We start from the raw sequence: 17,470 nt of genomic DNA on the forward strand, positions 1-17,470 counted from the left end.
AGCCATGAAGGCGACTCAGCACTCATCTCATCCCACACTGTCCGTCGTCTACCCGCGAGCATTGGCGATTCGCAGCGTTGCCTACTGCCAGCTCCCGGACAAACCCGAGGTCGAACCGCGCATCACTCGGCAGATCTTCGATGAGGTGGGGCGCGAAGTGGCGGCGTGGGATCCACGATTGTGGGGCGTCGCGTTGAAGCCGAATCTGAGCACTGTTTACAGTTTGGGTGGTCAGGTGTTGCTCACGGACAGCGTGGATGCCGGTTGGCAGTTGAATCTGTGCAATGACGCAGGTTCGCAGCGTTCCTTCTGGGATGCACGGGGTACGCAGCGACATTATGAGTACGACACACAACGTCGCTCAGTCTCCGTTACAGAGCAGAGGGTCAGCCACCCAGCAAAAATTGTTGAGCGACTAATTTATGGCTACGCCGATGAAGCGCTCGCGCAACACAACCAGTGCGGCCGATTGATCCGCCACGATCATCCCGCAGGTTCGCGGAAATGCCCCAGCTATGGCATAGCCGGTTCCATATTGACGGTGCAGGAGCGATTCCTCGAGGCTCTTGACGCGCCTGACTGGCCCGTCGATCTCGCCGGACGCGATGCGCTATTGGAAGAACAGACGTTTACGACTCGCTCGGAATTCAATTCCGCAGGGCAATTGCTCAAGCAGATCGATGCTCGGGACAACGCGCAAAGGTTCGGTTATGACATCGCTGGCAGATCTCGCGAGGTCTGGCTGCAAATGGCGGGAGAGGCAACGACGCTGCTAAGTCTGGTCAGCGATATTCGTTACAACGCACAGGATCAGGTTGAAATCGAAACCGCCGGGAACGGCGTTATCGCCCGTGCTGACTATGACGCCAGGGATGGCCGGCTGACTCGGTTGACCGCTGCCATCCACCCTCATAAGCCCTTGCTGGATTTGCATTATTGCGTCGATCCGGTGGGCAATATCGTCGAGCTGGAAGACAAGGCCCAACCCATCACGTACTTCAAGAACCAGCGCATTGCTCCGGTCTGTTCTTACCGTTACGACAGTCTCTATCAACTGATCGAAGCCAAGGGTTGGGAGGTCAGCCAGCCAAGTCACGGGCCGGCATTACCCGAGCTGATTTCGACACCGCTGGATCCGGCTCAGCGCCGCAATTATCTCCAGAAGTTCGTCTACGACAGCGGCGGCAATCTCGTTTCCCGCCAGCACAGCGCAACGGCCGGATTTGCGATGTTCACCTCCGGCAACAGCAACCGTAGCCTCGGGCAGCGCGATGATGGTTCGTTGCCAGGAGAGCCGGAAATCAGTGCGGGTTTCGATGCATGCGGAAATCAACTGAATCTGAACTGTGGCCAAAACATGGTCTGGGACGCTCGCAATCAGTTGCAGGAAGTCACCCTGGTCGCACGAGAAAACCAACCGGATGATTTCGAATGTTATCGCTACGACCGTCCCGGCCATCGCGTGCGCAAAGTGTCCATTGCCCGCGCCGCAGGTCAGTCGCTGCGAAGTGAAGTCCGTTATCTTCCGGGCCTGGAATTACGTTGTCATAACAGTGGTGAGGAACATCATGTCATCACTGTTCCCGCCGGGCGTAATTCAGTGCAGGTGCTGCATTGGCCCGATGGGGCGTACTCGAATCAACTTCGCTATGGCTTGAGCGATCATCTGGGTTCCAGCACGTTAGAGCTGAACGATGAAGGCGCAGTGCTGACACGTGAACACTACTATCCGTTCGGCGGCACAGCCTGCTGGGCAGGTAAAAACGCTTCAGTGGCGAAGTACAAAACCTATCGATATTGTGGCAAGGAGCGTGATGCGACGGGGTTTTATTACTACGGATACCGGTATTACGCACCGTGGCTGCAGCGGTGGGTAAGTTCGGATCCGGCGGGGAGTGCCGACGACCTGAATCAATATCAAATGGTGGGCAACTGCCCGCTCAATTTTTACGATTGGCAGGGCCTGATAAAAATCCCGGTGGATATTTTTATCAGCGATATCGTCAATCCCATCGCCAAAGATATCGGCACCGGATGGTTTGAGGAGCTGATCTGGGACGAAAAAAAAGCCGCTTTCGCCAGCACTGGTTTGGTGTATGGGCAAGGGATGAAGGTCTATGAGGGAGAACTTTCGGAGTGGACCCCGTCTTCATTCGGCCAAGCCATCGCCATGTTCCGCGATCAAGATAAGAAGCTTCGTCTGTTCGCCAACATGCACTTTCAACATATGGGCATACAGCCTGGTATGGGCTTGCCGGAATTCGCCGGCCTGATGAAAAGTGAGGACGCGCAAGGCAACAGATTTCTCATTAACAATCATTCCGGTCATTACAAGCCAGAGCCTTCGATCGCGGTCGAGGCGATGATTCGCGAGATTGCGCCGCAGCAACAATCAGTCAGGTATGTGCCGGTACCTGAAAGCACATCGTTTGATTCAGCAATCCGAATGGAATCGATTAGCTCCCCGGAACATTACGGGCAATTGGTGAAGCAATACAAAAGTGACTTCAATGGCCTGATTGAGCACTTGAAAGAACATGGAGCATGGGAAGCCGCTAAAGAGCGTTGGGAAAGTAGCGAAGGAATCAATGTGATTTTTAAAATGGACGCATCAGGAATGACTGCGCAACAGATCTACGCCAAAGAGTCCGAGGCGAGGTATGCGAGGGTCGTGGCACCGCCGCCTAAGCGGACGCTAGCTACGAGACAGCCGGCTTCGCCGCCCAAGGGACAAGGCAATAAACCGTCGTTTTTTCGATCCTTGTTCAGTCGCCACTCACGAACGTGATTCTTTCACTCCACCTGTTACTTCTTACAGTATCGACCCGATGAAAAAACCTTCAGGCTACCCCCAAGCCTGGAGTACGTTCACAGCCATGAAGGCGACTCAGCACTCACCTCATCCCACCCTGTCCGTCGTCGACCCGCGAGCACTGGCGATTCGCAACGTCGCCTACTGCCAGCACCCGGACAAACCCGGCGTCGAACCGCGCATCACCCGGCAGATCTTCGATGAGGTGGGGCGCGAAGTGGCGGCGTGGGATCCCCGGTTGTGGGGAGTCGGGCCGAAACCGAATCTGAGCACCGTTTACGCCTTGAGCGGTCAGGTGTTGCTGACGGACAGCGTGGATGCCGGTTGGCAGTTGAGCATGTGCAATCAAGCAGGTTCCCAAAGTTCTTTTTGGGATGAGCGGGGTAGCCAATGTCATCGTGAGTTTGATGATTTGCAGCGTCCGGTTGCACTGACGGAGCAGGCCTTTGGTAAGCAACTTCAAGTGGTTGAGCGCTGGACTTATGCCGACGCCACGGAGAGTTTTGCCCAGCACAATCAGTGTGGGCAACTGATCCGGCATGACGACCCGGGCGGTGGCCAGTTCCTAGGCGATTATGGTTGGTCGGGTGCAGTGCTGGAGGAGTCTCGACGTTTTCTCATTGAGCTGGATGCGCCGGACTGGCCGCTTCTACTGGACGCCCGAGACGAACTTCTCGAAGAAAAAGCCTACGTCACCCGATACGCTTTCTATCCAACGGGCGAGGTGCAGCGTCAGATCGATGCAGCGGGTAATGCACAAATTTTCCATTTCAACGTGGCGGGAAAATCCTCTGCGACATGGCTTTTGCAATCCGGTGAAGGTCAGCATCCACGGTGTCTTGTCAGCGAAATCCGTTACAACGCACAAGATCAGATCGAAAGTGAAACGGCCGGCAACGGCGTAGTCTCAAGCGTAGATTACAGCCTTGAGGATGGTCGCCTGCTGAGGCTTTTCGCAGGTGTCGTAGGGCAACAGCCTTTGCAAGATTTGAATTACGCCTACGATCCGGTGGGCAATATTGTCGAGCTCGAAGACAAGTGCCAAACCGTGAGCCACTTCAACGGCCAGCGCATCGAGCCGGTCAGCCGATATCGCTATGACAGCCTGTACCAATTGGTCGAAGCCAAAGGCTGGGAGGTCAGCAAACCGAGCCATGGCCCGGCGCTACCCGATTTGCTGCCTATGCCGCTGGATCCCGCTCAACGGCGCAATTACACGCAGACGTTTACTTATGACGCGGCAGGCAACCTGATCACACGGCATCACAGTGGCGCGCCTGGGTTTTCGATGTTCACTTCTGCGCGCAGCAATCGGAGTCTGGCGCAGCTTGACGATGGATCCCTGCCGGGAGAGGCGCAGATAGCGCTTGGATTTGATGCGGCGGGTAATCAGCTGGAATTGCAGCGTGGGCAGGCCATGGCGTGGAATGTGCGCAATGAGTTGAGTCGGGTGACGCTGGTGCGGCGTGGGGCTGAGGCGGATGACTTTGAGTGTTATGTCTACGATCAGCCGGGGCATCGGTTGCGTAAGACGCAAATCAGTCGGGCATCCGGGCAAGCCCTGACAACAGAAGTGCGTTATCTGCCGGGTCTTGAGATTCATCGCGAAGTCGGCGGCGTAGAGCGGCATGTAGTCAGTGTCGACGCCGGGCGGAACCACGCGCGATTACTGCATTGGCCCGAAGGTGCTGAAAGCGATCAATGGGGTTACAGCCTCGGCGATCATCTTGGTTCCAGCTCGATGGAGTTGGATGAGAGTGCGGGGATATTGAGCCAGGAGTATTTCTACGCTTTTGGTGGTACAGCGTGTTGGGCGGGTAAAAGTGCATTGACGGCGAAGTACAAGACGATTCGTTATTCAGGTAAAGAACGGGATGCCACGGGGCTTTACTATTATGGATATCGATATTACGCGCCGTGGTTGCAGCGTTGGATGGCAGCCGATCCCGCCGGGAGTATCGACGGACTGAATTTTTACCAAATGGTAGGTAACAGGCCGGCAGTCTTGCGAGATTTTTTAGGTTTGTCTCCAATTCTGGATGACGATGATATTTGGAGTGATCTTGAGGACGTTTTTGGAGCGGGAATTAACCAGCCTCCAGCAAAAATACAAAAATTGGGAGTTGATGCGGAGGTCATTTCAACAGGGAATGAGTTGTTCGATTCGTACTTTAATTCGGGTATACAAGATCAATCGGCCTCTTTTTTTATGGACGACCTACAACATCGCCTGGATGGAACAGGGAGGGAGGCTTTGAGGCGGATCGCTGCAGTGGGTGAAGAGTTCATTCATCATGAAACACACTCCAATGACGGAGTTACTGTCAGCTCAGTTCATGGATCAAACAGATTTGTTAATACTTATTCAAAGGAAATGTGGACTTTTTCCGAGAATTTCAAAAATGATCGTTCTTCCAATTACTTTGCTAGCGATGTTGCTCTGTCTCAATATGTAAAAGCATCTAGGTCTGGCGGCTTTTTTGGGTATTTGCCCTCTGTGCTAAAGGGAGGATTAGTTGTGAATCTTCAGACGCTTGAATCAATAAATGGGTTGGCCAACGAACCTGAGAGGATGTTGAGTGTATTTATTTCACAAACTCCGTTGGGGAAATCTATGAGTAATGTGCTCAAAGCATTTGGGATGGAGGCTACCAAAATTTCTCGTGAGGATTTTGGGGGTACGGATTTTTACATATCAGTAAGGCCGGTTGATGACCATGACTATTCCCAAAGCGGGAGTTCTTCGGACGACTCAGTGGAATTGCCTAGTCATCAAGCACAAGTTCAGAAGGCGTCTTCGGTAGTCATGGGAAAAGTGGTACGCAGACACAGTGCGTTGTGGTGATAATCGCATTCTCTATGGGAGAATTTTGCTGACTTGAATATGCAGTGCCCGGGTCAATCACCGCTTATTCAACCCCCGAGCCAACCGATCCCCACCCAACTGAATCACCGCCACCAACGCCACCAGCAACACAATCACCGTCAGCATGATCTGGCTATCAAACCGCTGATACCCGTAGCGATAAGCGATATCCCCCAACCCGCCCGCACCAATCGCCCCGGCCATCGCCGACGAGTTGATCATCGTCACCAGCGTAATCGTGAACCCGCCGACAATTCCCGGCAGCGCTTCCGGCAACAGCACATGCCAGACGATGTGCCAACGCCGGCACCCCATCGCCTGCGCGGCTTCGATCAAACCATGATCAACCTCACGCAAACTCACTTCAGCAATCCGCGCAAAGAACGGCGTCGCCGCAATCGTCAGCGGCACAACCGCCGCCCAGACTCCGTACGTAGTGCCGACGATCAACCGGGTAAACGGAATCAGCGCGACCATCAGAATCAGAAACGGGATTGAGCGGAACAGGTTCACGAAGGCGCCCAACGCACGGTTCAACAGCGGTGCTTCGTAGATGCCGCCCTTGTCGCTGGTGACCAGAATCACCGCCATGGGAATCCCCACCAGCAGCGCGATCAGCGACGACACGCCGACCATCAGAAACGTGTCGATAAACCCCTGCAACAAGCGATCAAACCACATAACCCAACACCTCCACTCGTTGCGCCCACGGTGCGGCGCGCTCGCGCAATTGCTCGGCGCTGAACGCTGAGCCGCTGACGGCCAATAACAGTTGCCCCAGTGCATGCCCCTGAATCCGTTCGACGCCGCCCTGCAACAATTTCACCCGGCCGCCGAGCGCGGTAAACAGTGCCGCCAGATCCGGTTCGTCGCTGGCGCTGCCGGTGAACTGCAAACGCAGCACCACAGCCGCGTCGGAGGAGGGCGCTTGCGGGTGCAAACGGCTTTGTAATTCTTCCGGCAGCGCGTGTTGCAGCGGCGCGAGCAAGGTCTGGCTGACCTCGTGTTGCGGATTGCCGAACACTTCCCACACTGGGCCTTGTTCGACGACGCGGCCATGCTCAAGCACGACGACGCGGTCGCAGATTTCGCGGATGACTGCCATCTCGTGAGTGATCAGCACGATGGTCAGGCCCAGGCGTTGGTTGATCTCGCGCAGCAGACCGAGGATCGACTGGGTGGTCTCTGGATCGAGCGCCGAAGTCGCCTCGTCGCAGAGCAGAATATCCGGGTCATGCACCAGCGCGCGGGCGATGCCGACGCGCTGTTTCTGGCCACCGGAAAGCTGCGCCGGATAGGCTTTGTGCTTTTCTTGCAGACCGACCAGTTCAAGCAGTTCGCGCACCTTTTTCTCGCGTCGCTCTTTCGGTACGCCAGCGACTTTCAGCGGCAGTTCGACGTTCTGCCAAACGGTCTTGGCCGACATCAGATTGAAGTGCTGGAAGATCATGCCGATGCGTCGGCGCAGCGCCACGAGGCGGTCTTCATCGAACTCGCCGATGTCGACCTGATCGATCAACACACGCCCCGACGTTGGTTGCTCAAGACGATTTATCGTACGAATCAGCGACGACTTGCCGGCGCCGCTGCGACCGATGATGCCGAACACTTCACCGCGCTGAATCGCCAGATCAATGCCTTGCAACGCGGCGACCGGGCCTTGTCGACCGTTGTAGGTTTTGCCCAGCCCGATGAAGCGCACATGAGCGCGATTCAATTCCGGATGCAGTTCGGTTTTTTCAGCATTGTGTGGCTCTGGAATTTCCAGTCGCCGTTGGATCGCGGCCGTCATGCTCAGCTTTCCCAACCGGCTTGATACAGCTTGCCGTGGGCCTTATCCAGCGCAGCGCGAACGGCCGGCGAATGCTGGTAGATGTCGACGAATTTGATCAGGCGCGGATCGGTTTTGCTCTTCGGCTGGATGACGAACTGGATCACGTATTCCTTGTGGTCGAGGCCGTCGAACAGCAACGCCGAACCGGCATCGAAAGTCTTCGCTAAACGAATGTAGGCCGGGTAGCCCTGCACCAGATCGGCGTCGTCATAAGCGCGCACCAGTTGCACCGCTTCGACTTGCAGGATTTTGATTTTCTTCGGGTTGGCGACGATGTCGTCTTCGGTGGCCTTGTAGCCGACGCCGGGTTTCAGGGTGATCAAACCGGCCTTGGCCAGCAGCTGCAAACCGCGACCGCTGTTGATCGGATCGTTGGCGATGGCGACGCTGGCGCCTTCTGGCAGCTCATCGAAGCTTTTGTATTTTTTCGAGTAGAGACCGACGTTGTTGATGATCCCTGGAGCGAACGGCACCAGGTCAAAACCGGCGGCGGCCTTGGCGTTTTCAAGGAAAGGGATGTGCTGGAAGTAGTTCACGTCGATGTCGCCGGCGGCGAGGCTGACGTTGGGTGCGATCCAGTCGGTGAACTCGACCAGCTCGACTTTGAGGCCTTGTCTGGAGGCTTCTTCAACGGCGGCTTCCAGCGGGATGGCGAAGGCGGCGGTGGTGCCGACTTTCAGCGGGGCGTCGGCGGCGAAGATCGCCGAACTGAACAGGCCGAGGGCCAGGGCCAGTGCTTTGACTGGGTGGGACAGGAGTTTCTGGGTCATGATGGGTTTTCCAGTCAGTGCATAAAATTTGTGGTGTTTCTTATGGCCTCATCGCGAGCAGGCTCACTCCTACATTTGGAATGCGTTCCCCTGTAGGAGTGAGCCTGCTCGCGATGCTTTTAGCGGCGAAACGCGGATCCTGTGTGTTGCTCAGGTAGCTGCGCCTCCCCGTGAAACAGCTTCTCGCGCAAGCTGCCGCTGTCGTACGCGGTCTTGTACGACCCACGCCGCTGCAACTCCGGAATCACCAGCTCAATAAAATCGACATAGCTTTCCGGGGTAACAATCCGGGTCAGGTTGAAACCATCGAGACCGGTTTCGGCGATCCACGATTCCAGCTCATCCGCGACTTGCTCAGGCGAACCGACCACGGTGATGTAGCGGCCACCGAGGGCGTGCTGGTCGAGCAATTTGCGTCGCGTCCAGTCGTTGTTCTGCAGGTTTTTCGTCGCCGATTGAATGGCGTTGCTCTTCACGTACTGGATCGGTTCGTCGATTTCGTACTGAGAAAAGTCGATGCCGGTCGATGCAGAAAAATGCGCCACGCCGGCCTCGGCACTGGCGTAACTCAGGTACTCGGCATGCTTGGCCCACGCCGCTTCTTCGGTCGCGCCGACGATCACGTTGAGGCCCATGAACACCTTGATGTCCTCAGGATTGCGCCCAGCCTCGACGGCACTGGCGCGCACCTTGTCGACCTGAACCTTGGTCGACGGTTTGTTCTGACCGCTGATGAACACGCACTCGGCGTGACGCCCGGCAAAGAGCAAACCGCGATCGGAACTGCCGGCCTGAAACAACACCGGCGTGCGCTGCGGTGACGGCTCGCAGAGGTGATAACCCTCGACCTGATAGAACTCGCCCTTGTGCTCGACCTTGTGCACTTTCTCCGGCTGCGCGTAAATCCGCTGCTCGCGATCATTGAGCACCGCGCCGTTTTCCCAGCTGCCTTCCCAGAGTTTGTAGAGCACTTCCAGATACTCGTCGGCCTGATCATAACGACGGTCATGCTCGACTTGTTCGCTGAGGCCCATGGCTTTGGCGGCGCTGTCGAGGTAGCCGGTGACGATGTTCCAGCCGACACGGCCGCGACTCAAATGATCAAGCGTCGACATGCGTCGGGCGAACAGATAGGGCGGCTCGTAGGTGAGGTTCGCGGTGAGACCGAAGCCGAGGTTTTTGGTCACGGCGGCCATCGCTGAAACCAGCAACAGCGGGTCGTTGACTGGTAACTGGATCGACTCTTTCAGCGGCACATCGACCGAGTTCTGATAGACGTCGTACACGCCGACGATGTCGGCGATGAAGAGTCCGTCGAACAACCCGCGCTCCAGAAGTTGCGCCAGTTCAGTCCAATATTCGATGGTGTTGTACCGCGTTGAGGTGTCGCGCGGGTGCGTCCACAAGCCGTGGTTGATGTGGCCGATGCAGTTCATGTTGAACGCGTTGAGCAAGATCTTCTTTTTCGCCGCGCTCATCAGATCGTCCCTCGCAGTGGAGGGTTTTCATCGTTGAGGTAATAGTTGCCGACGGCGTGATATTTCCAGCGCACCGGGTCGTGCAAGGTGTGCACGCGGGCGTTGCGCCAGTGACGGTCGAGGCCGTGCTCGATCAGCGTGGCTTGGCTGCCGGCCAGTTCGAATAATGTGCTGCCGGCGGCCAGCGAAATTTCAGTGCTGATCGCGCGGGCTTCGGCGACAGCAATCGATGCCGCAGCGACGGTTTCGGCATTGCTCTCGGCTTGTGCGGCGTCGAGAAATTCGCCGGCGCGTTCGAGCAAGGCTTCGGTGGCGTGCAGACGAATGCTCAAGTGGCCGAAGCTTTTCAGGGTCAGCGGATCTTCGGTGGCTTTGTCGTTGCCGGAATCGATCCATGGCCGGGTTTTGCTGCGCACAAAGTGCAGCGCGTCTTCGTACGCGGCGCGGGCGATGCCGGTGTCGATGGCGGCGTGAAGGATCTGTGCCAACGGGCCAACAGTGGTCGGGCGTTCGAAGGCACTTTGAAACGGCAGCACGTCTTCAGCTGCGACGTAGACGTCCTCAAACACCACCGAACCGCTGCCGGTGGTGCGCTGGCCGAAACCGCTCCAGTCGTCGATCACGCTTAGCCCTTGGCTGTCACGCGGGACGAACGCCAGTTGCTGCACACCGTTTTCATCGACGACCGAGGTCGGGATGCGCTGCGCGTAAATCGCGCCGGTCGCATAGAACTTGCGGCCGTTGATGCGATAACCGTCGCCGTCGCGTTTGAGGCTGGTGACGCGGTCGTGAGCGGTTTTGGTGCCCAGTTCCGCCAGTGCATTACCGAAGCGCTGGCCGGCGAGTACTTCGGCGTACAGCCGTTGTTTTTGCGCGTGGCTGCCGTTTACCCGCAGCACTTCCAGTGCATAAAAATGGTTCTGTGGAATCTGCCCGAGCGAGCCGTCGGCCTGAGCGATCAGGGCGATGACTTTGGCCAGGGTGACGTTGGACACGCCAGCGCCGCCGTATTCCTTCGGCACGCTGATGCCCCATAGACCGGAGCGTGAAAACACGTCGAGTTCCGGCAGTGGCAAGCGACGTTCGCGGTCGCGCACGGCGCTGTCGCGTTTGAAGTCTTCGGCCAGGTCGCTGGCGACGATCAGGGCTTGTTCATCGCTGGTGATGACCGCGACGTGATGGGAAAAAGTCATAGGTTTCTCCATTGCAATTGAGAAAGTGTGCGGTCGTCAGATCCAGGAATGGCGAGCAGGCAAAGTACCGTTGAGGCGATAGGCGCCGACCGCGTGATATTTCCAGCGCACCGGGTCGTGCAGCGTGTGCACGCGGGCGTTGCGCCAGTGGCGGTCGAGATTGAATTCGGCGAGGGTCGCGCGGCTGCCCGCGAGTTCGAACAGCTTTTCGCTGGCTTGCAGGGAGATCTCGGTGGTCAGCACTTTTGCTTCGGCCACGGCAATCGAGGCGCGCGCGGCGGATTCGGCGGTGAGCGGCGCGGCGTGCACCTGATCGAGCACTTTGCCGGCCTTGCGCAACAGCGCTTCGGCGGCGTGCAGTTCGATTTTCAGTTTGCCGATGTCGGCGATCACGTAGAGGTCATCACTGGCCCGCTCGACCTTGGCATCGATCCATGGCCGTGCACGGGTTTTGACGAAATCGATAGCGTCGTCGATAGCACCACGAGCGATACCGGCGTCGATCGCCGCTTGAATCAACTGCGACACCGCGCCTTGGGTGTTGGGGATTTCGTTGATCTTCCAGTTGTCGACGACCAGGCTCGATTCGACGCGAACGTTGTTCAGCAAAATCGTGCCGCTGGCGGTGGTGCGCTGACCGAAGCCCGACCAGTCATCGACGATGCGCAAACCCGGGGTGCCACGACGGACGAAGGCCAGCACTTGCTTGCCGTCATCGTTGAGCGCTTTGACTGCGACCCAGTGAGCGAACAGTGCGCCGGTGGAGTAAAACTTCTGGCCATTGATCACGTAATCGTCGCCGTCGGCGGTGATTCGCGCTTTCAATTCCAGGGTGTTTTTGGTGCCGCGTTCCGGGCCGGCATTGCCGATGCGCCAGCCTTCCAGAACGCTCTGGAACAGCTGTTTTTTCTGCGCTTCGGTGGCGCTGCCGAGCACCAGATTGATGATGCCGAACTGGTTCTGCGGAATCTGTCCCAACGCCGGGTCGGCGGCGGAAATGATCGCGAACACCTCGGCCAGGGTGACGAATGAAACCTGCGGGCCACCGTATTCGCGCGGGATGGCGATGCTGCCTAAACCGCTGCGGGTGAACTGCTCGATTTCCGACCACGGCAGCTTGCGCTGACGGTCGCGTTTGGCGGCCTGCAGGCGGGCAACTTGCGCCAGCTCATGGGCGGCCTTGATGGCTTGTGCGTCGTTGCGCAAAACCTGCGCGGGCAACAACAACGGGGCGATGTCCAGATCCGACTGGACGTTTGCGTCTGCCAGACTGGACATCAGTGCCGCTCCTTGGCTGCACGCAATGCCCTGGCGATCTGCACTGGGGTGATTGTGTTCCGGACCATACTACCTACCTCACATCTTATGAAAAACGCCGCATAAGTGCGGCGAACGAAAGAATGTCCGGTGGTCCGGTGCATATACCCTAAGCGTGTATAAATATTAAATAAACTAACTTTTAGGAATATGCATAGAAGGGGTGATGGTCGGGTTGGTTAACAATATTTGTAAGCGCCAACGCGATCCCTGTGGCGAGGGGATTTATCCCCGTTGGGCTGCGAAGCGGCCCCAAAATCAGACAACGCGGTGCATCAGACACACCGCGAGTTATGGGTTTACGACTGCTTCGCAGCCGAGCGGGGATAAATCCCCTCGCCACAGGGGAGTGAAGTCAATATTTGCGGGATTCTGCGGCCTTGAGCTCCGGCCTCAGCGGCACTTTCAGATAAGGATTCGCGCATCCAATCTTCAATGTCCGTGGCGGTGCCCAGCGCGAGTTGTTGCCCACCCGATCAATCACGCAGTACGTCACGTCCAGGCGCAAATCCTCGCCCGCTTCGACAATCACCGCCGGCGGCACCCACACCTGAATCGCCCGCCCAACATCGGCCGCCGTGACTGCCGGCAGATCCATGCGCACATCGCCCCAGCGCAAGGTGATTTCGTCGTCCTCGGCCATGTTCACGTAAGGCTCGATGGTCAGCGGCACACCGCGTTTGATCTGGTTCGGATTCACGCCCTGACGGCGAATAGTGTCGGGCAGAGTGACGGGTGCCAATTGCTGGTTTTCGTCCCCAGACAGCGCTGGGGGCTGGCCGCCCGGGCAATCGAGTTTGACCTGCACCCGCGTCGCCGCCGACAGCGCCGGGCCTTGGCCAACCTGCATGAGCCGGTAATGAATGCTCGCCGTACCGTCGACGATAAAACTCTCCGGCACACGCAGACTGACGGCCTCGCCCACCTCGTCGCGGGTGAGTACACGGGAGGCGACGTAGCAGCGATTCCAGAACAGTTCGATCAGATCGCCGGCGTCCATGCCGGGGTAGGGCGCCACCTCGATCAGCAGGTGTGCAGCCGCAGACAGGTTGATGCCGGTTTTTTGCGCGGACGCCAGGATCGGCGCCGCCAGTTCGGGGGTGTTCGAAGTGCGAGTCATCGGTTTCTCTCCTTGAAGCCTTGCAGCGAAGTCCGTTTCTGAAAAACAAAAGGCGTGAATTGCCAGGCAATACAACAGCGAACTTCTGTTGCGTCAGAATGCTGGTTGATTGAACTAATAAACGTCGGTTGGCGACTAGATAAGAGCGTGCGGGAAGTGGAGTCAATAGAGGCGTTAAGCTAATCCGTGAATTACGAATTAATCAGAACCTTCCTACGCTTGCGAGGCATTCTGCCTAGGAGGATTGGCGAATGAGACCACGATTATCCGGGCGTTTTGCCGGTTTCGAGGGCGAGACTGTTTGAACCCAATCATGGTTTGAGCAGGGTTTTCTATTGATATGTGTCTGTTGCAGAACATATAAGTGCACTGCATTTAGGGTGTTTGTTATTGCAGGAGGTTTATTCAGCGGGATAGCGTAACTTCCATCCATGGAAGTTATCGTTTAATGCATTGAACAGATTCAGGCGTGATTCAGAAACTTGCTGAGAAACTGTTTGGTGCGCTCTTCTTTCGGGTTGGCAAACAACGCTTTGGCTTCGCCTTGTTCGACGATCACGCCTTTGTCGAAAAACACCACACGGTTGGCCACGTCGCGGGCAAAACCCATTTCGTGGGTAACGATGACCATGGTGCGTTTCTCTTCGGCGAGACCACGGATGGTCGCCAGCACTTCGCCCACCAGTTCCGGGTCGAGAGCCGAAGTCGGCTCGTCGAACAGGATCACTTCCGGCTCCATCGCCAGCGCCCGGGCAATCGCCACTCGCTGTTGCTGACCGCCAGACAGACGACGCGGATAAGCGTCCTCCTTGCCCGCCAGACCGACCTTGGCCATGAGCTTTCTGCCCAAGGCGATGGCGGCCTCGCGAGGCATTTTCTTGACCACGACCGGGCCTTCGATGACGTTTTCCAGCGCGGTGCGGTGCGGGAACAGATTGAAGTTCTGAAAGACGAAACCCACGTGCTGGCGCAAATTGCGCACCAGACCCTGCTGCTGGTTCAACGGGCGGCTGGTATCGATTTCGATATCGCCGACCTTGATCCGGCCGCTGGTGGGCTGTTCAAGGAAATTCAGGCAGCGCAGGAACGTCGTTTTCCCCGAACCGCTGGGGCCGATGATCGCGACGACTTCGCCTTCCTTGACCTCGAGGTCGATGCCGTTGAGCACGACCTGACCCTTGAATTGCTTGGTCAGTTTTTCCACGACAATCATCGTCAGGACTCCTGGTCGTGCCGATTGACCCGCTCTTCCAACTTGTTCTGGAAGTGCGAAAGCACCGTGGCCAGAATCCAGTAGATCAGCGCGGCGGCAAGATACATGGTGAAGACTTCGAAAGTCCGGGCGGTAATCAATTGCGCCTGACGGAACAGCTCCGGCACCTGAATGGTGGCGGCCAGTGCCGTGTCCTTGACCAGCGAAATGAAGCTGTTGCCCAGCGGCGGCAGCGCCGTGCGCATTGCTTGCGGCAGGATGGCCCGACGCAAGGTTTGCGCGCGGGTCATGCCGATGCTCGCGGCAGCTTCCCACTGACCACGTTCGATCGAACCGATCGCGGCGCGCAGAATTTCACAGGCGTACGCGGCCATGTTCAGCGAGAAGCCGATCAGCGCTGCTGGTAACGGATCCAGTTCGATTCCCAATTGCGGGAAGCCGTAATAGATCACGAACAACTGCACCAACAGCGGCGTCCCGCGAAAGAACGACACATACACGCGCGCCAGCCAGCTCACTGATTTGAAGCGCGACAGGCGCATCAACGCCAGGCCGAAGCCCAGCAGCAAGCCGAAGAACATCCCGCCGAGGCTGAGGACTACCGTGTAGTACGCGCCCTTGAGCAGAAAGGGCGCGGAGTCCAGCAACAGCGCCGATGTCTCGGCGAGTTGCTGGCTCAACTGCGGGAAGTGCGCTTCGAATTGAAATCCAACTTCCATTATTTAGTGACGTCTGCGTTGAAGTACTTCTCGGACAGCTTCTTCAACGTGCCGTCTGCACGCAGTTCGTCGATGGCCTTGTTCACGGCAGCCAGCAGTTCCGGCTCACCTTTGCGCAGGGCAACACCGGCTTCCTGACGGGAGAACGCTTCACCGGCGGCGACGGTTTTCGGGGCTTTCTTGGCGTATTCCAGCGCGGCCAGACGGTCGATCAGGATGGCGTCGGTGCGACCGTTGTTGAGGTCGGCAAACTTGGTCGGATCATCATCGTAAGTGCGCACGTCAGCGCCCGGCACGTTGGCGCGAACCCATTGTTCGTAGTTGGTACCCAGGCCCACACCGACTTTCTTGCCGGACAGGTCAGCGGCGGTCTTGATGTTCAGTGCGGACTCTTTGCTCTTCAGCACCAGCGCCTGAATACCGGAAACGGTGTACGGCTCGGAGAAGTCATACTTCTTTTTGCGCTCGTCGGAGATGGTCACTTGGTTGACCACAACGTCGAGACGCTTGGATTCCAGCGCGGCGAGGATGCCGTCCCATTTGGTCGGCTGGATCTTCGCTTTGACGCCGAGTTTTTGCGCGATCGCTTCCGAGAGCTCGACTTCGAAACCGGACAGTTTGCCGTCGGCATCGACGAAGCTGAACGGAGGGTAAGTGCCTTCCAGGCCGACGTTGATAACGCCTTTGTCCTTGATCTGTTGTAGCTGCTCACCGGCCATGGCTTGGCTGATCAGACCGGCGCTCAGCGCCAGACCCAGTGAACCCACCAGCAGATTGCGACGTAGTGCGGAAAAATTCATGACGAGCCCCTGTGTTTTCTTATGGAAGACGCTAAAGGAAAGTTGGCGAATTCGTGATTCGTGCGCCTGCGTTATCGTGCCCTAAAGCAGCTTATGCGTCTTGCGCGAAATTCGCCTGCGGCGAGACTATAAGATGTCTGCGTTAGACTTGAAAATACTTAATATTTAATTTGTTAGATCTTATTTGAATATTGATCGTTCCCACGCTCTGCGTGGGAACGGCTCTAGGGACGCTCCGCGTTCCGGCTTTAAAAGGGACGCGGAGCGTCCCAGGTTGCATTCCCACGCAGAGCGTGGGGAACGATCTCGTTACAGAAAATCCCTATAGGCAAACAACGCCGGCGCGCCGCCGGTGTGCAAAAAGATGATCGGCCCTTCATCAAAGCGCTGACGACCAATACCATCCAGCAACCCCGCCATCGCCTTGCCGGTATAAACCGGATCCAGCAACACCGCCTCCTGACTCGCCAGCAACTTCACCGCCGCCAACGTCCCGGCATTCGGCTCGCCATAGCGCGGGCCGAAGTATTCGTCCCACAACTCGACCTTGAAATCCGCCGGCAGTTCGACGCCGAGCAGCGCCGCCGTACGCTCAGCCAGCCCTTGCACCTTCGGCCGCTGATCTTCTTCACTGCGCGAAACCGTCACGCCGATCACCGGCAACTGTGGCAACACTTCGCTCAACGCCAAGGCCAGACCACTGTGCGTGCCGGCGCTGCCCGAGGCCAACACCACGGCGGCGAAATTCAGGCCGGTGTCTTTGATTTGCTCGGCCAGCTCCAGGCCGGCGCGCACATAACCCAGCGCACCGAGCGCATTCGAACCGCCAATCGGCACCAGATACGGCTTCTTACCGTTGCTGCGCAAACGCACCGCGAGGGCGGCGAGTTGTTCATCAGCGTTGTCGAGGTTGTCGACCAGTTCGACCTTGGCGTCGAACAGATCCAGCAGCAGTCGGTTGCCGTTGCCGGTGTAGTTGCTGTCGTCGGTGCCCAGCGGATTTTCCAGCAACGCCACACAACCGAGACCGAGCTTGGCGGCCAGCGCAGCGGTCTGCCGAACGTGGTTCGATTGCAGCGCGCCGGCGGTGATCAGCGTGTCGGCGCCTTGCGCCAAGGCATCAGCGGCGAGGTATTCGAGTTTGCGCAGTTTGTTGCCGCCCATGGCCAGCGGCGTCAGGTCATCGCGCTTGATGTACACCTCGCGACCGAGCCATGCGGACAGGCGTTCGAGTTTTTCCAGCGGCGTTGGATGGCCGAGCAGGTCGAGGCGGTTAAAGCGTTCCAGCTGATTCTTGATCATGAGTCCGTACTGGCGGAGAAAGATGAAAAGACTATAGGCACGGGTT

13 protein-coding genes are annotated in these 17,470 nt (G+C 57.5%); 2 read left to right on the forward strand and 11 right to left on the reverse strand.

All coding sequences use genetic code 11. From position 1 onward, the window contains the following. Nucleotides 1-4 precede the first annotated feature (4 nt). On the forward strand, nt 5-2,788 hold the full coding sequence (locus ACIP66_RS05610; RefSeq protein ID WP_400646123.1) for an RHS repeat domain-containing protein: 2,784 nt from the start codon (nt 5-7) through the stop codon (nt 2,786-2,788). 88 nt (nt 2,789-2,876) lie between these two features. Next, nucleotides 2,877-5,657, forward strand: coding sequence for an RHS repeat domain-containing protein (locus ACIP66_RS05615; protein ID WP_400646126.1), 2,781 nt, complete (start codon nt 2,877-2,879; stop codon nt 5,655-5,657). A 57-nt stretch (nt 5,658-5,714) separates the two neighbouring features. On the opposite strand, the gene ACIP66_RS05620 is transcribed toward ACIP66_RS05615, so the two are convergent. From ACIP66_RS05620 to ACIP66_RS05670, 11 genes are all read right to left on the reverse strand, one after another. Continuing rightward, nucleotides 5,715-6,359, reverse strand: a complete 645-nt coding sequence (locus tag ACIP66_RS05620; RefSeq protein ID WP_039756400.1) for a methionine ABC transporter permease — start codon at nt 6,357-6,359, stop codon at nt 5,715-5,717. Continuing rightward, nucleotides 6,349-7,470 (reverse strand): methionine ABC transporter ATP-binding protein, encoded by a 1,122-nt coding sequence (locus ACIP66_RS05625; RefSeq protein ID WP_400646129.1) that lies wholly within the window; start codon nt 7,468-7,470, stop codon nt 6,349-6,351. Before ACIP66_RS05625 ends, ACIP66_RS05620 begins: the two co-directional genes overlap by 11 nt. Nucleotides 7,471-7,472: 2 nt before the next feature. After that, nucleotides 7,473-8,282 carry a MetQ/NlpA family ABC transporter substrate-binding protein gene (locus tag ACIP66_RS05630; RefSeq protein ID WP_400646131.1) on the reverse strand — a complete coding sequence of 270 codons (810 nt, stop codon included), beginning with the start codon at nt 8,280-8,282 and terminating at the stop codon, nt 7,473-7,475. Between the two features lie 119 nt (nt 8,283-8,401). Continuing rightward, nucleotides 8,402-9,760, reverse strand: a complete 1,359-nt coding sequence (locus ACIP66_RS05635; RefSeq protein ID WP_400646133.1) for an LLM class flavin-dependent oxidoreductase — start codon at nt 9,758-9,760, stop codon at nt 8,402-8,404. Next, nucleotides 9,760-10,953: an SfnB family sulfur acquisition oxidoreductase gene (locus ACIP66_RS05640; RefSeq protein WP_159811989.1), complete on the reverse strand. Its 1,194-nt coding sequence runs from the start codon at nt 10,951-10,953 to the stop codon at nt 9,760-9,762. Before ACIP66_RS05640 ends, ACIP66_RS05635 begins: the two co-directional genes overlap by 1 nt. Before the next feature lie 36 nt (nt 10,954-10,989). Continuing rightward, nucleotides 10,990-12,231: an SfnB family sulfur acquisition oxidoreductase gene (locus ACIP66_RS05645; RefSeq protein WP_282355860.1), complete on the reverse strand. Its 1,242-nt coding sequence runs from the start codon at nt 12,229-12,231 to the stop codon at nt 10,990-10,992. A gap of 394 nt (nt 12,232-12,625) precedes the next feature. Next, on the reverse strand, nt 12,626-13,390 hold the full coding sequence (locus ACIP66_RS05650; RefSeq protein WP_400646137.1) for a hypothetical protein: 765 nt from the start codon (nt 13,388-13,390) through the stop codon (nt 12,626-12,628). 463 nt (nt 13,391-13,853) lie between these two features. Then, on the reverse strand, nt 13,854-14,603 hold the full coding sequence (gene tcyN, locus ACIP66_RS05655; RefSeq protein ID WP_400646140.1) for an L-cystine ABC transporter ATP-binding protein TcyN: 750 nt from the start codon (nt 14,601-14,603) through the stop codon (nt 13,854-13,856). Between the two features lie 2 nt (nt 14,604-14,605). Next, a complete protein-coding gene (tcyL, locus tag ACIP66_RS05660) occupies nt 14,606-15,322 on the reverse strand; it encodes a cystine ABC transporter permease (RefSeq protein ID WP_008083614.1) in 717 nt (238 codons plus the stop codon). Continuing rightward, the gene (gene tcyJ / locus ACIP66_RS05665) at nt 15,322-16,122 is read right to left on the reverse strand and encodes a cystine ABC transporter substrate-binding protein (RefSeq protein WP_212549993.1); all 801 of its coding nucleotides are present in this window, start codon (nt 16,120-16,122) and stop codon (nt 15,322-15,324) included. Before tcyJ ends, tcyL begins: the two co-directional genes overlap by 1 nt. 309 nt (nt 16,123-16,431) lie before the next feature. Beyond that, nucleotides 16,432-17,424 (reverse strand): D-cysteine desulfhydrase, encoded by a 993-nt coding sequence (locus ACIP66_RS05670; protein ID WP_053116515.1) that lies wholly within the window; start codon nt 17,422-17,424, stop codon nt 16,432-16,434. Between the last annotated feature and the right edge of the window lie 46 nt (nt 17,425-17,470).

It is taken from the genome of Pseudomonas sp. NPDC088429 (assembly GCF_044753305.1).
GTDB classification, from domain to species: Bacteria; Pseudomonadota; Gammaproteobacteria; order Pseudomonadales; family Pseudomonadaceae; genus Aquipseudomonas; species Aquipseudomonas rustica.

Excerpts from the sequence above, each read along its gene's own strand:
- ACIP66_RS05610 (WP_400646123.1), top strand. The coding sequence starts at position 5 with ATGAAGGCGACTCAGCACTCATCTCATCCCACACTGTCCGTCGTCTAC.
- ACIP66_RS05615 (WP_400646126.1), top strand. The coding sequence starts at position 2,877 with ATGAAGGCGACTCAGCACTCACCTCATCCCACCCTGTCCGTCGTCGAC.
- ACIP66_RS05620 (WP_039756400.1), bottom strand. The coding sequence starts at position 6,359 with ATGTGGTTTGATCGCTTGTTGCAGGGGTTTATCGACACGTTTCTGATG.
- ACIP66_RS05625 (WP_400646129.1), bottom strand. The coding sequence starts at position 7,470 with ATGACGGCCGCGATCCAACGGCGACTGGAAATTCCAGAGCCACACAAT.
- ACIP66_RS05630 (WP_400646131.1), bottom strand. The coding sequence starts at position 8,282 with ATGACCCAGAAACTCCTGTCCCACCCAGTCAAAGCACTGGCCCTGGCC.
- ACIP66_RS05635 (WP_400646133.1), bottom strand. The coding sequence starts at position 9,760 with ATGAGCGCGGCGAAAAAGAAGATCTTGCTCAACGCGTTCAACATGAAC.
- ACIP66_RS05640 (WP_159811989.1), bottom strand. The coding sequence starts at position 10,953 with ATGACTTTTTCCCATCACGTCGCGGTCATCACCAGCGATGAACAAGCC.
- ACIP66_RS05645 (WP_282355860.1), bottom strand. The coding sequence starts at position 12,231 with ATGTCCAGTCTGGCAGACGCAAACGTCCAGTCGGATCTGGACATCGCC.
- ACIP66_RS05650 (WP_400646137.1), bottom strand. The coding sequence starts at position 13,390 with ATGACTCGCACTTCGAACACCCCCGAACTGGCGGCGCCGATCCTGGCG.
- tcyN (WP_400646140.1), bottom strand. The coding sequence starts at position 14,603 with ATGATTGTCGTGGAAAAACTGACCAAGCAATTCAAGGGTCAGGTCGTG.
- tcyL (WP_008083614.1), bottom strand. The coding sequence starts at position 15,322 with ATGGAAGTTGGATTTCAATTCGAAGCGCACTTCCCGCAGTTGAGCCAG.
- tcyJ (WP_212549993.1), bottom strand. The coding sequence starts at position 16,122 with ATGAATTTTTCCGCACTACGTCGCAATCTGCTGGTGGGTTCACTGGGT.
- ACIP66_RS05670 (WP_053116515.1), bottom strand. The coding sequence starts at position 17,424 with ATGATCAAGAATCAGCTGGAACGCTTTAACCGCCTCGACCTGCTCGGC.